Here is a 12,341-nt window from a genome sequence, read left to right on the forward strand (position 1 = left end):
CGCCGTGCCCGCACCCACGAGGACGACGTCGGCGAGCCCTCGCAGCACGCGGAACACGGCTTTGTCGCCGGGACCGCCGAGACCGCCGGACTTGCCGTCGACGGTGACCGCACCGTCGATCGACGACACCATGTTCGCCCGCACGAACGGCGTGCCGTCGTCCGGATCCGTGGACGATCGAGGGGGGTAGGAGTAGAGCTCGGCCAGCCGGACCAGCTCGTCCTCGGATGTGACCTGGGTCGCTTTCTGCAGGTGGAACATGCGTTCATCATTACGCGCCTGGCTACTCTCCACACATGGTGGCCCGACTCTGCGATCGCAACCCTGCGACCTCGCCCGACGCACTCATCGACGAGATGGTGCCCCCGTCGACCTTCGACGACGTGAGCTTCGACTCCTACATCCCCGACCCCAACGAGCCGTCGCAGGCCGAGGCGGTGGCCAAGGCGCGCGACTTCGTGGCGCGGGCGTCGAAGGCGCGCTCGGGCAAGAAGGGCCTGTTCTCCCGGAAGGCGCCGACCCAGGGCGTCGGTCTGTATCTCGACGGCGGCTTCGGCGTCGGCAAGACCCACCTGCTGGCGTCGATCTACCACTCGATGCCCGCACCGAAGTCGTTCGCGACATTCGTCGAGGTCACACACGTGGTCGGCGCGCTGGGCTTCGTGAATGCCGTCGAGCGGCTCTCGCAGCACACGGTGCTGTGTATCGACGAGTTCGAGCTCGACGACCCGGGCGACACGATGCTCGTCTCCCGGCTGCTGACCGAACTCACCGCCAAGGGCGTGTCGATCGTCGCCACCTCCAACACGCTCCCCGGCCAGCTGGGCGAGGGCCGGTTCGCCGCCCAGGACTTCCTACGGGAGATCCGCAAGCTGTCCTCGGTGTTCGAGACGATCCGCGTCGACGGTCCCGATTATCGTCACCGCGATCTGCCGCCGGCGCCGGAGCCGCGCAGCGAGTCCGAACTGACCGAGATCGCCGAGTCCACCGACGGCGCGACCCTCGACGACTTCGACGCACTGTGCGACCACCTCAGCACCCTGCACCCGTCGAAGTACAAGGACCTCGTCGACGGCGTCTCCCTGGTCTGCATCTCTGGAGTGCACCCGGCCGAGGACCAGTCGGTCGCCCTGCGCCTGGTGGTGCTCGCCGACCGTCTCTACGACGCCCACATCCCGGTGACCGTCTCGGGCGCGAAGCTCGACGAGATCTTCACCGAGGAGATGCTCGCGGGCGGTTACCGCAAGAAGTACCTGCGCGCCACGTCGCGTCTGCTGGCTCTCTCGCGGTTCGCGGAGTCGGCGGCCTGATCTCCGTACAAACCCACCTCTTCTCCGTAAACCCACCCGATCCGAGCGCGGTGGGTTTACCGAAAAGGGGTGGGTTTGCGGGTGGGCGCGACTGAGCCCGCCGGTTCACAGCCGCTGCGTGAACACGTAGTCGTGCTCGATGCTGTCCCCGAGGGTGAAGGTTTTCACGCCGGCGCGTTCGAAGCCCATCTTCGTGTAGAACCGCTGGGCCCGGACGTTGAGCTGGTTCACGCCCAACCACACCAGCGCGCTGCCGTGCGACCGTGCGCGATCGAGTGCGGCACCCATGAGCAGGTGCGACGGAGTCGCGCCCTGCCGCGAATGATGGTCGCGCAGCACATACATCTTCGAGATCTCGCTCACCGGACGCTCGGTCACGACCGCACACACGTCGGGGTGCCTTGGGTCGCCATGCAGCACCAGCGCGTAGCCGAGGATCGGTCCGCCGACACCGTCGCGCGCGACCAGGACATCGGCAGTCGGATCGGCGATGTGATCACGAAAGTTGTTCTCCCGCAGGTTGTCGGCGACGAAGTTCTCGATGTCGGCCGGTGCAGCGTGCGGCGGGCACGCGAGCGGGAACGTGACGGCGGCGACCTCGGCGACTCCCGCCGCCGCTGCGGGGTCGGTCACGACCTCCACGGTGACATCGGCGAGGTCGGCGGCACCGGGGTCGGTCACGACAGCGGACGAGCCGGATCGGCGGTCCAGGCGTTCATCGATCCGTCGTAGACCGCGACGTCGTCGCGTCCGAGGCTGTGCAGCGCGAATGCCGCAGCGGTGGCAGCGATTCCGCCGCCGCAGTACGTGACCGGGCGTACCGACGGGTCGAGGGCGCCGACATCTGCAAACAGTTCGCGCAACTCCTCTAGCGGCCGGAGGCGCCCCGCGTCGTCGACCAGTGCGGCGAACGGCACGTTGACACTGCCGGGAATGTGGCCGCCCGCGAACGATTCCCGGTCGAGCGCGTTGACCAGCAGGACGGAGGACTCGCCGGTGGCGGCCACGACCTCGTCGGTGGAGACGATCCGCTGGGGCCGGCGGCGCGGGGTGAACGAAGCCGGGGTAGTCGTGACCTCGCCGGTCTCGACCGGGAGGCCGGCCGCGGTCCAGGCGGCGTATCCGCCGTCGAGGACGAGTACGTCGTCGAAGCCCTCGAGTCCGAACTGCCACCACAGTCGCGTGGCCCAGATGCCGTTGGCGGTGTCGTACACGACGACGGTGGAGTCGTCGCCGATGCCGAGGCGGCCGACCGCATCGGCGAAACGCGCGGAGTCTGCTGCGGCGAACGGTGCCTCGCCGTCGGGGTCGCTGAGGTCGGTGATCTGATCGGCGAACACCGCGCCGGGCAGGTGCCCGGCCAGATAGGTCTCCCGACCGGAGGCGACGTGTGCGCCGTCGGCATCGAAGGTCAGATGGACGGTGGCGTCGACGATGCGGAGGTTCTCCTCGCCGAGGCGGGCGGCGAGATCGGTGGCGGAGATGAGGGGCGTCATGACAGCCACGGTAGTCCCGTCAGTCGACGAGGGGTTCGGCGACGAAATCGTCGAGGTCGACACTGCGCGTCCGCGCCCAGTAGTCGACGATCCGCCATGGCAGGACGGCGACGACGCGTCCGTCGGGGTTGCGATACCAGTTGGTCATCGCCGGATGCGTCCACACCATCTGCGCGTGGGCGCGGTCGACGGCGTCGTTGTATTCCTCGGTGACGTCACGTCGGACTTCCAGTACGCCCAGCCGGTTCTCGATCATCGCGCGGAGAGCGTCGCAGACATAGCGCACCTGGTATTCGAGGATGCTGATGAAGCTGCCGCCGTGTCCCAGTGCGGTGTTCGGCCCGGTGAGGATGAACAGGTTGGGGAAGTCGGGTGCGGTGATCCCCAGGTAGGCGTACGCGTCGTGATCACCCCACGCGTCGACGGTGTTCTGCCCGCTGCGTCCGACGATGTCCATGGGGTAGAGGTAGCGGTCGCTGTGGAATCCGGTGGCGAAGACGATGATGTCGAAGTCGTGGGCGGTGCCGGTGCCGTCGACGAGTCCATCGGAGGTGACCCGTTCGACGCCGTGTGGAACCAGCTCGACGTTCGGCCGGCGCAACATGCGAAACCAGCCGTTGTCCAACAGCATCCGCTTGCCGAAGGGCGGGTAGTCGGGAGTCGACAGGTCGATGAGGTCGTCGCGGTCACCCAGTTCGCTGCGCAGGTAGCGCAGGTAGAACTCGCGGTGACCGTGATTGACGGCGTTGATCGACGCGGTCGGCTCGGGCCAGTCCGGGTCGATGCGCAGGGTCGAGTGGACCTTGTCGTTGAAGATCCACGACAGTCGTGCGCGGTACCACTCCCGGTACCCGGGGAGGTTGTCCATCAGCCAGTGCACGTCGTCGCCGACCGGGGCGAAGTAGTCATCGTTCGGCGCGATCCACTGCGGCGAGCGCTGGAAGATCGTCAGCGATCCGACCCGATCGGCGATGGCCGGCCCGATCTGCATCGCGCTGGCACCGGATCCGACGATGGCGACCCGTTTGCCGGTGAGCGCGCCGGGCCCGTCGAGTTCGTCCGGCCATTGTGCGGAATGGAAGATCGGACCGGTGAAGTCGTCCATCCCCGGAAGTTCGGGAAGCTTCGGGCGGTTGAGGAGACCGACTGCGCTGATGAGGATCCGGGCGGTCAGGGTGTCCTGGTGGCCCTCGCGGTTACGGACGTGGACCGTCCAGCGCTGGGTCTCGGCGTCGTAGGCGGCCGAGAGGACCTCGGTGCCGAAGCGGACGCGATCGCGCACCGCGTGCCGGTCGGCGAAGGCCTGTAGGTAGCCCTGCACCTCGTCGCGCTTGCCGAAGTGCGTGGACCACGGGTGGTCGAAGGACGAGATCGAGTACAGGTAGCTCGGCGTGTCCACGCCGGCGCCGGGGTACCGGTTCTCGTACCACGAGCCGCCGACCTCGTCGTTCTTCTCCAGCACGGTGTGCTCGACGCCGGCTCCGGCGAGTTGCGTGGAGATCAGCATGCCGGCCACACCGGCGCCGATGACCAGCGCGTCCATCGACGTGGCGAGATCATCGGGCAACGCCGGCAGATGCATATCCCGGAGGTCGCCACGGACGATCTCGGTCATCATCGGCGCGAATTCCGGGGCCACCTGCTCGCCCGCCGTGAACGACATCAACGATGCGACGAGTGCCTCGTCGGCCGGCTTCCGCGCAGGCCGGCCACGGTCGTACCAGTCCTCGAGGGCGTCGACGACCGCCGCGCGGATCTTCTGCTGGACGTCCTCTCCGAGCCCGCCCGAGGAGTTGTCGTCCATGCCTCGGCTCCGCGTCGGGCGGTATCGATCGGCCATCCACCGGTGGTCACCCGTCATCTCCACGAGGACCGCGAGCAGGGTCGGGATGTTGCCCGCGGCCACGGCTGCCCGGATCTCCGCTGTGGTCGGTCGCGTCTCCGGACGCAGCGAAACAGATGTCATGGATAAAACTAACCACTGTTAGTAGTGCGTCGTCAACACCGCGTTTTGCTCGGACTGACGGGCCTTGACGGCGAAAACGAGCTGTGTCACTGTGTCCTCAGTCATACTAACAACGGTTAGTGAGCACGGAGGATTGACATGGATCTCAGCGAGGCAATGCGCACGACGGGCACCTGCCGCTACTTCAGCGACCGCCCGGTGGAGGACGAGGTGCTGTACCGGGCGTTCGACGACGCGCGATTCGGCCCGCAGGGCGGCAACCGCCAGCCCGTCCGTTGGGTCGTCGTCCGCGACGAGGTGACCAAGAAGGCTCTCGCCGACCTGTACCTGCCGTTCTGGGAGGGCTACTACGCCGCGGTCGTCGAGGGGTCGAAGAAGGTCGGCGCCATCCCCAAGACCGTGGAGAGCGCCAACTATTTCGCGCACCACCTCGCCGAGGTGCCCGCCCTGATCGTGGTGTGCGCCGAGATGGACGGACTGCACCCGACCGACCACGAACTGGGCAGGCTCAGCGTCGTCGGCGGGGCGTCGATCTATCCGAGCGTCCAGAACCTCACCCTTGCGCTCCGGCAGCAAGGCGTGGCCACTGCGCTGACGACCCTGCTCTGCGCCGCCGAGAACGAGGTGAAGAACCTCCTCGGCATCCCCGAGGGTTATCTCACCGCCGCCCACATCGCCGTCGGCTATCCGCGTGACGACTTCCCCCGCAAGCTGTCCCGGACCCCGGTCGAGGAGATCGCCTTCCTCGACCGCTTCGACAACCGGATGTTCGCGTGAGCGCCCCCGCCGTGAACCCCTCGACGCGCGCCCTGTCTCCCGCTCAGACCTCGATGCTGGGCCGGGCCACCATCGGTGACCAGCTGCGTCGCCTGGCCCGGTCCCAGGGTTCGACCCCGGCGATCGTGGCCTACGACGCGGAAGGCGGACGTACGTCGACGTCGTACGCGGAGCTGAACACGATGGCCAACCGGGTCGCCCATGTGCTGCTCGACCTCGGCGTCGGGCGCGGGGATCGCGTTGCGGTGATGAGTCGTAACCGGGTCGAGACGGTCGCCACCTACTACGGCGCCCTCAAGGTCGGTGCCGCGTATTCCGGCGTCAGTTCCATGTTCCGGGAGGGCGAGGTCGCCCAGCAGCTCCGGCACCTGGAACCGACGGTGCTCGTCGTCGAGCAGCCGCTGTCCGCGTTGGCCGGCCCCATCGCCGACAGTCTCGGCATCTCGGTTCTCGTCGTCGGCGACGACGAGGCGAACTCGTGGAACTCGTTCGACGAGTCCGTCGCGGCGGCTGACGATTCCGAACCCGACTGCGAGGTCGACGAACACGATCTCGCGATGATCGTCTACACCAGCGGCACCGAGTCGACGCCGAAGGGCGTCGAGATCGCCCATCGGAACTACCTCATCTCCACCTCGCCGGCGTACACGTGGGGGCTGCGCTGCCGCAACGACGACGTGTGGCTCTATGTGATGCCGTTCCACACGATCGCCGGGATCGGCTCGCTGACCTCGTTGACGCTGCTGGGCGCCACCCTGGTGCTGCCGGCCGCGGTCGACCCGGCGACGGCGTTGCGGATGATCCGCGACGAGAAGATCTCGGTGCTGGCCCAGACGCCGACCTTCTTCATCGCGCTCGCCAACCACCCGGACTTCGGAGTCGACACCGTCGGTTCGGTGCGCCGCTGCCTGACCTACGGCGGTCAGGTGTCGCCGCACGCGGTCGACGCGTGGGCCGCGGCGACCCCGGAATCGGTCTGGGGTACCTACTGGGGACAGTCCGAACTCACCCAGCTCGGCTCCGTCGGCTGGTTCCGACGGCTCGAGGACGTGCCGGACCAGGACCCGACCTGGATCGGCAAACCGGTCGGGCACCTGGAGGTCCGGGTCGTCGACGCCGACGGCAACGACGCCGAAGAGGGTGAACTCCTGTGCCGCACACCGTCGGTCATGCTCGGCTACCACAAGGACCCCGAGCGCACCGCGCAGGTCTTCGAGGGTGGCTGGGTGCACACCGGTGACATCGTCCGCATCGACGCCGACGGCAACCTGTTCTTCCGCGACCGGCGCAAGGACATGATCAAAACCGGCGGATTCAACGTCGCGTCACAGGAGGTCGAGCGAGTCCTGCAGGCGCACCCCGACGTCGAGCGTGCCGCCGTCGTCGGGCTGCCCGACCCCTACTGGTCGGAGGCGGTCACCGGATTCGTGGTGCTCCGTGCCGGCGCGGAACACACCGGCGCGGACATCCGTGAGTACTGCCGAACCGACCTGGCATCGTACAAGGTGCCCAAGGAGGTCCACGTGGTCGACGCGTTGCCGACCGACGCCCAGGGCAAACTGCTCAAACGCGAGTTGAGGAAGGCCTATGGAACCGGTCAGGGCTGAGATCGACGCCGACGCTGCCACCGACGAAGACCGGACGCCGCCGGCGCGGCGGCCCCGCCGACGCCGCGACGAGATCGTCGAGGCCGCGGCCCGCTACTTCGCCGATCACGGCTACTCCAACGCGGGGATGCGTGACATCGCCCAGGCGGTCGGTATGCGGGGTGCGAGCCTCTACAACCACTTTCAGTCCAAGGAGGAGATCCTCTACGCCATCGCGCTGCGGATGACCGAGGATCCCCAGCAGGATCTGCTGCTGCTCGACGCCGAGGGCGGTCCCGTCGAACGGCTCACGAACCTGATCGAGGCCCACGTCCGGCGTCTGGCGCGGCACCGGGTGGAACACCTTGTCGCCCTTCGGGAATTGTCGGCGCTGACACCCGAGCACCGACGGGTGGTCACCGACTATCGGAAGTACTACCAGCGTCGAATTCGCGATGTGATCGCCGCCGGCGCCCGACTGGGGCTGTTCGAGGTCCGCGACCCACACCAGTCGGCGATCGCGGTGCTGGACCTGATGAACGGGATCAGCTGGTGGCTCAACGACTCCCACGATGTCGACCAGTTGGTCCGCGACTACGTCGACTTCACGATCGGTGGCGTTCTCCACCATCGTCCGACGTCGTGAGCGGACCACTCGCCGGCGTGCGGGTGGTCGAGATGCCCGGGCTCGGGCCGACCCCGCACGCCTGCATGCTGCTCGCCGATCTCGGCGCCGACGTCATCCGGATCCGGCGGCCCGGCCCGGATCTGCCCGGGCCCGACGGTATCCCGGATGCCGACGCCGGTCTGTACCGGTCGCGACGCACGGTCGACGCCGACGTCAAGGACCCCGACGACGTGGCCCGCATCCGAGAGCTGATCCGGCGCGCCGACATCGTCGTGGAGGGCTTCCGTCCGGGCGTGATGGAACGCCTCGGCCTGGGTCCCGAGATCTGCTCCGACGCACCGCAACTCATCTACGCGCGCATGACCGGGTGGGGTCAGGACGGGGATCGTGCCGCGAGCGCCGGACATGACATCAACTACCTGGCGGTCACCGGTGTGCTCGAGGCGATGGGTCCGGCCGGCGCCCCGCCGGTGCCGCCGCTCTCGCTCGTCGGCGACTTCGGCGGGGGGTCGATGCTGCTCGTCGTCGGCGTGCTGGCCGCTCTGCACGACCGCACGCGCACCGGCCGAGGCCAGGTCATCGACGCCGCCATGGTCGACGGTGCCGGACTGCTCGGCGCGCTGCAGTGGTCGTGGAAGGCCGCCGGACGCTGGGAGTCTCGGGACCAGGGCAACCTACTCGACGGCTCGGCGCCGTTCTACGCAACGTATCGGTGCGCCGACGACAAGTTCGTCGCCGTCGGCGCGCTCGAGGAGAAGTTCTGGCAAAACCTCATTGACACCCTTGGTCTCGGCGACCTGCCCGACCGGTGGGACCGGGCCGCGTGGCCGGTGATCAGCGCGGCACTGCAAGCCCGCTTCGGGTCGCGTACGCGCGACGAGTGGGGGAGTGTGTTCGACGGTGTGGACGCCTGCGTGACACCGGTTCTCGACTTCGACGAGGCCGCCGCAGACCCTATCGCGGTGCAACGCGGTTCCTTCGTGCGCGTCGACGACGCGATCGCCCCCGCGCCGGCACCGCGGTTCTCGCGGACCGTGCTGCCCGCGCCCTCGGGTCCGTCGGCGGCGTCGTTGGGGGAAATCGTGGACGAGTGGTCGGCGGGCAACTGAAAGGCCGATGAGCCCACGAAAAACCCCCGGAGCGATCCGGGGGTTTTGTCGTGGTGCGCGATACAAGGATTGAACTTGTGACCTCTTCCGTGTCAGGGAAGCGCTCTCCCACTGAGCTAATCGCGCGGGTATGGAATTGTGCAGCGGTGGAGGTGGCGACGGGAATCGAACCCGTGTACACGGCTTTGCAGGCCGTTGCCTCACCACTCGGCCACACCACCAGATGCGAGTCGACTCGCGCCGAGCGGATGACGGGATTCGAACCCGCGACCCTCACCTTGGCAAGGTGATGCGCTACCAGCTGCGCTACATCCGCATGCCCACGAGCGATCTTGTGGATCGTGCTGCTCGCGGTGCGAAGAGAAACTTACGCGATGGTTTCCGAACTATCCAAATCGCCTGGTCAGAGGCGTGGCCGCGAGTGAATCCCCAGCGTGTGATTCGCTCCCGTGCCGCATAGGCGGGTTTGTGACGTGGCCCACCGCGGTGATTTGGGACTTCTGCGCAACCCGTGTAATCTTCTGGCTCGTGCGCAGGCGCCCCCGGCACTGACCGAAGGCGCCCGACACGGTCCCGTGGCTCAGTGGAAGAGCGTCCCGTTCACACCGGGAAGGTCGCTGGTTCGATCCCAGCCGGGACCACCAGGTGATAGCGGCTGTCAGGTCATCGGGCCATCACTCGACCTCTCGCCAGCCACGACGCGCCTTCGTTCTTCAACAGCAACCGCACCGCCACCGTCTAAGGTTTGCTCCGTGCCCTGTCGGAGTTGTGCGCGGTGACCATTCCTGATTTCCAATCCCTAATGCGGCCAGTGCTCGCCTTTCTCGCCGACGGGCAGGTCCACAGATCTCGCGATGTTGTCGAGGCCATGGCTGATCAGTTCGGTTTGACCGAGGCTGAGCGCGCCGAGATGTTGCCCAGCGGTGCGGCGAAACGAATCAACAACCGAGTTGGGTGGGCGACGACCTACCTCAGCCAGGCCGGCCTGATCGAACGCCCTGGCCGAGGGCAGATTGTGATCTCACAGCAGGGGCGTGGCGCCTTATACAGCAATCCCGAGCGCATCGACATGAAGGTCTTGGAGGAATACGAGTCGTATCGCGCGTTCAAGATGCGGAAGCGGAAGCGCGAGGATGACTCTCACGAGGACCACGACATCGTCGAACCGACTGTGACTGACGACGATGGGGCGGCGACGCCGAACGACCTCCTGGAGCGTGCGGTCGCACTTAATCGGGCGGCCGTTGAGAGCGAGGTGCTGGCAACGGCACTTAAACTCTCGCCGACCGGGTTTGAGGAGCTGGTCGTGAGGCTCCTGGACCGCATGGGATATGGGCGTGCCGGATCGGTCGAGCGAACGAGCGCGTCGGGTGACGCAGGAGTGGACGGGATCATTAGCCAGGATCCGCTCGGCCTCGATCGCATCTATGTTCAGGCGAAGCGGTACGCCGAGGACCGTGCTGTCGATCGACCGAGGATCCACGAGTTCGCGGGAGCGCTCCTTGGAAAGCAGGGCGACCGTGGCGTGTACTTAACTACATCGAGATTCACCCACGGCGCTCGCGACGAGGCAGAGCGAATCAACGCCCGCATCGAACTCATCGACGGTTCCCGGCTCGCCGAGTTGCTGGTGCAGTACGAGGTCGGCGTTCAGCCCGAGCAGGCTGCGACTCTGTATCGCCTGGACGAGGACTTCTTTGAGTCGATCTGATGATGAACGGGGTGATGAATGCAAGGGCGGGTGTTTCCGCACAAGTGGACATCGGATGTCGAGATCGAGGAGTCGAAACGTCTTGCTGCCGCTGGCGGTGTCGGAAAGAAGCATCACCACGTGCCTCAGGTTTACCTCCGGCGGTGGGCTGACTCCGAAGGTGCGGTCCGAGTCACGAAAGTCTCGACGCGTGACACATATGTCCAGCCCACCAAGGACATCGCCAAGAAATCGAATCTGTACAGGATCTCCGCGTCCGATTTGGAATCTGACTACCCTGAGCTGTGGTTCGAGAAGCACATGTCGAGGATCGAGAGCGACGCCGCCGCATGGCTCGGCGCGTTAGACGAGCTTCCCGATGGGCAAATTCGTGATCGGCAATTGATCGCTAATCTTGGTGTGTTCGTGGCGCTGCAGGAGCAGCGGACACTCAAACATCACGCGCAGAATTTGCGGATTGAAGACGCGTTGAATCGGTTTGGTCGCGCTGAGACGGTCAGTCGAGTGCTGCCCTGGCTTGCTCCGTTGTATGGGATTCCTTACTCGGCGGAGCGCCACGACGAGCTGTTGGACGAGATTCTGAATGTTCAGTTGCTCAGTAGCGAGCGGAAGCCCCGGGCTTTGGAAAGTGCCATAGGCGTCTGGCGGTCGCAGGCTATTCCGCACCTCGTGGCGGCGCGAAGTTGGTGGCTTGTGTCGAGTGCGGGTCCATTGGTCACATGTGATGAGCCCACCATCTGGTTGGGAGGTCCGGCTCGTGGCCGGTGGGAGCCCCCTGCCTGGGCGCGTTCCTCGCACATGGTGTTTCCGCTCGGTCCGCATCGACTACTGGTACTGGCAGCGCGCAAGTTTCATCCATTGCCGCCGCCGTTTGAACTAAGTGCCAGTGAGGCTCGGCAGATCAACTTCGAGATCGTGGCTGCCTCTCACGAGTTCGGTTACGAGACCCCGGGCACTAGCGCTGCAGCGGCGTTTGAAGTGCCGCCGTGGCCGCCTCATAGCCCGGATAGTGCCCCGACATTTATGGAGGCAGTCCTAGAGCCGTCGCGATGGGCGCAGGGCGAAGGTCCTCCGTGGGCTGTCCGCCGCTGGTACGGGTAGCGGCTTGTCGGCACTGAGGACGTAAACGCGTTGCTTGCATGTCAATCGGAACTCAGCCGGTATTCGTCGTCGTACCAGCGAATGAACCGCTCAACGGAGCCCCAACCTTCCGCTACGCGGTCGTGAAGTGCACGCTGGTCGTGGCCGGGAACCCAGCGGCGGCCAGGTGGCAATTCACTGCCACACCCGCACATACAGCCAAGGTTGGAGTTGTCGTCCGGCAGATACCGGACAGGATTGCGGAATGGCTCGATCGCGGTGTCGATGAGACGGTCGTAATCAGGGTGCCCCCTGCGCAGAACGTGTCCGACAACGGCCTGCTTGACGCCTCCTGAGCGAAGCGGAACGTCTTCGATGTGATCGATCTCGGCAACGATACGAATGACGTGCCCGACGCTCATCGTGGCGATCCGCTCTCGATGACCGCGTGGCCCAATCTTGTACACGCCGCGGTTCTGATTGAAGTTCACGCTGTCGCTTGCGTGTGGGTCGAACCCGGCCCAGTTGCGATTCCAATCCGACGGATCCTCGCCGACTGATGTCCCGGGTCCGACCAAGAACTTCTCACGCAGATTGAGATTCAGCATGCGCCTGCCTTCCCAAGGAGTGATGCAGACAATACGTTACAGCAGGACGTAAGGGCAAGGCAATATCTTT

Annotated in this window: 12 protein-coding genes and 4 tRNA genes; 8 read left to right on the top strand and 8 right to left on the bottom strand. The window is 66.2% G+C overall.

What is annotated here, in order from left to right:
* Positions 1-261: dihydrofolate reductase family protein (locus tag A9310_RS19910; RefSeq protein WP_175401183.1), on the bottom strand; the 261-nt coding region annotated here is incomplete at its 3' end.
* Positions 262-296: 35 nt separating this feature from the next.
* Between A9310_RS19910 and zapE the strand changes: the two genes are divergently transcribed.
* Entirely contained in the window at positions 297-1,310 is a 1,014-nt protein-coding gene (zapE, locus tag A9310_RS19915) for a cell division protein ZapE (RefSeq protein ID WP_065632086.1), read from the top strand.
* 105 nt (positions 1,311-1,415) lie between these two features.
* On the opposite strand, the gene A9310_RS19920 is transcribed toward zapE, so the two are convergent.
* From A9310_RS19920 to A9310_RS19930, 3 genes are read right to left on the bottom strand one after another with little or no spacing between them, the layout of a single operon-like run.
* Complete coding sequence (locus A9310_RS19920) at positions 1,416-1,991, bottom strand: N-acetyltransferase (RefSeq protein ID WP_065632087.1); 576 nt, start codon at positions 1,989-1,991, stop codon at positions 1,416-1,418.
* Positions 1,988-2,806, bottom strand: coding sequence for a sulfurtransferase (locus tag A9310_RS19925; protein WP_065632088.1), 819 nt, complete (start codon positions 2,804-2,806; stop codon positions 1,988-1,990). Before A9310_RS19925 ends, A9310_RS19920 begins: the two co-directional genes overlap by 4 nt.
* A gap of 19 nt (positions 2,807-2,825) precedes the next feature.
* Positions 2,826-4,772, bottom strand: coding sequence for an NAD(P)/FAD-dependent oxidoreductase (locus A9310_RS19930; protein WP_065632089.1), 1,947 nt, complete (start codon positions 4,770-4,772; stop codon positions 2,826-2,828).
* Between the two features lie 138 nt (positions 4,773-4,910).
* On the opposite strand from A9310_RS19930, the gene A9310_RS19935 reads away from it, so the two are divergent.
* The 4 genes from A9310_RS19935 to A9310_RS19950 are packed head-to-tail and all read left to right on the top strand — an operon-like array spanning position 4,911 to position 8,872.
* Positions 4,911-5,549, top strand: coding sequence for a nitroreductase family protein (locus tag A9310_RS19935; protein ID WP_058250243.1), 639 nt, complete (start codon positions 4,911-4,913; stop codon positions 5,547-5,549).
* Positions 5,546-7,156, top strand: coding sequence for a class I adenylate-forming enzyme family protein (locus A9310_RS19940; RefSeq protein WP_065632090.1), 1,611 nt, complete (start codon positions 5,546-5,548; stop codon positions 7,154-7,156). The genes A9310_RS19935 and A9310_RS19940 overlap by 4 nt, the downstream gene beginning before the upstream one ends.
* Complete coding sequence (locus A9310_RS19945) at positions 7,137-7,781, top strand: TetR/AcrR family transcriptional regulator (RefSeq protein ID WP_065632091.1); 645 nt, start codon at positions 7,137-7,139, stop codon at positions 7,779-7,781. Before A9310_RS19940 ends, A9310_RS19945 begins: the two co-directional genes overlap by 20 nt.
* Entirely contained in the window at positions 7,778-8,872 is a 1,095-nt protein-coding gene (locus A9310_RS19950; protein ID WP_065632092.1) for a CaiB/BaiF CoA-transferase family protein, read from the top strand. Before A9310_RS19945 ends, A9310_RS19950 begins: the two co-directional genes overlap by 4 nt.
* A gap of 51 nt (positions 8,873-8,923) precedes the next feature.
* Here the strand turns inward: A9310_RS19950 and A9310_RS19955 are convergent.
* The 3 genes from A9310_RS19955 to A9310_RS19965 all read right to left on the bottom strand — a co-directional run bounded on the left by A9310_RS19955 (position 8,924) and on the right by A9310_RS19965 (position 9,188).
* Positions 8,924-8,998: transfer RNA gene (locus tag A9310_RS19955), tRNA-Val, on the bottom strand.
* 21 nt (positions 8,999-9,019) lie between these two features.
* Positions 9,020-9,093: transfer RNA gene (locus A9310_RS19960), tRNA-Cys, on the bottom strand.
* Between the two features lie 22 nt (positions 9,094-9,115).
* Positions 9,116-9,188 (bottom strand) — tRNA-Gly (locus A9310_RS19965).
* A gap of 253 nt (positions 9,189-9,441) precedes the next feature.
* On the opposite strand from A9310_RS19965, the gene A9310_RS19970 reads away from it, so the two are divergent.
* From A9310_RS19970 to A9310_RS19980, 3 genes are all read left to right on the top strand, one after another.
* Positions 9,442-9,516, top strand: a tRNA-Val gene (locus A9310_RS19970).
* 131 nt (positions 9,517-9,647) lie between these two features.
* Entirely contained in the window at positions 9,648-10,583 is a 936-nt protein-coding gene (locus tag A9310_RS19975; protein ID WP_065632217.1) for a restriction endonuclease, read from the top strand.
* A gap of 18 nt (positions 10,584-10,601) precedes the next feature.
* The gene (locus A9310_RS19980; protein WP_065632093.1) at positions 10,602-11,684 is read left to right on the top strand and encodes a DUF4238 domain-containing protein; all 1,083 of its coding nucleotides are present in this window, start codon (positions 10,602-10,604) and stop codon (positions 11,682-11,684) included.
* A gap of 41 nt (positions 11,685-11,725) precedes the next feature.
* Here the strand turns inward: A9310_RS19980 and A9310_RS19985 are convergent, their stop codons facing one another.
* A complete protein-coding gene (locus A9310_RS19985) occupies positions 11,726-12,271 on the bottom strand; it encodes a hypothetical protein (RefSeq protein WP_065632094.1) in 546 nt (181 codons plus the stop codon).
* Positions 12,272-12,341: the final 70 nt, after the last annotated feature.

Source organism: Gordonia sp. UCD-TK1 (genome assembly GCF_001691435.1).
In the GTDB taxonomy this organism is placed as follows: Bacteria; Actinomycetota; Actinomycetes; order Mycobacteriales; family Mycobacteriaceae; genus Gordonia; species Gordonia hongkongensis.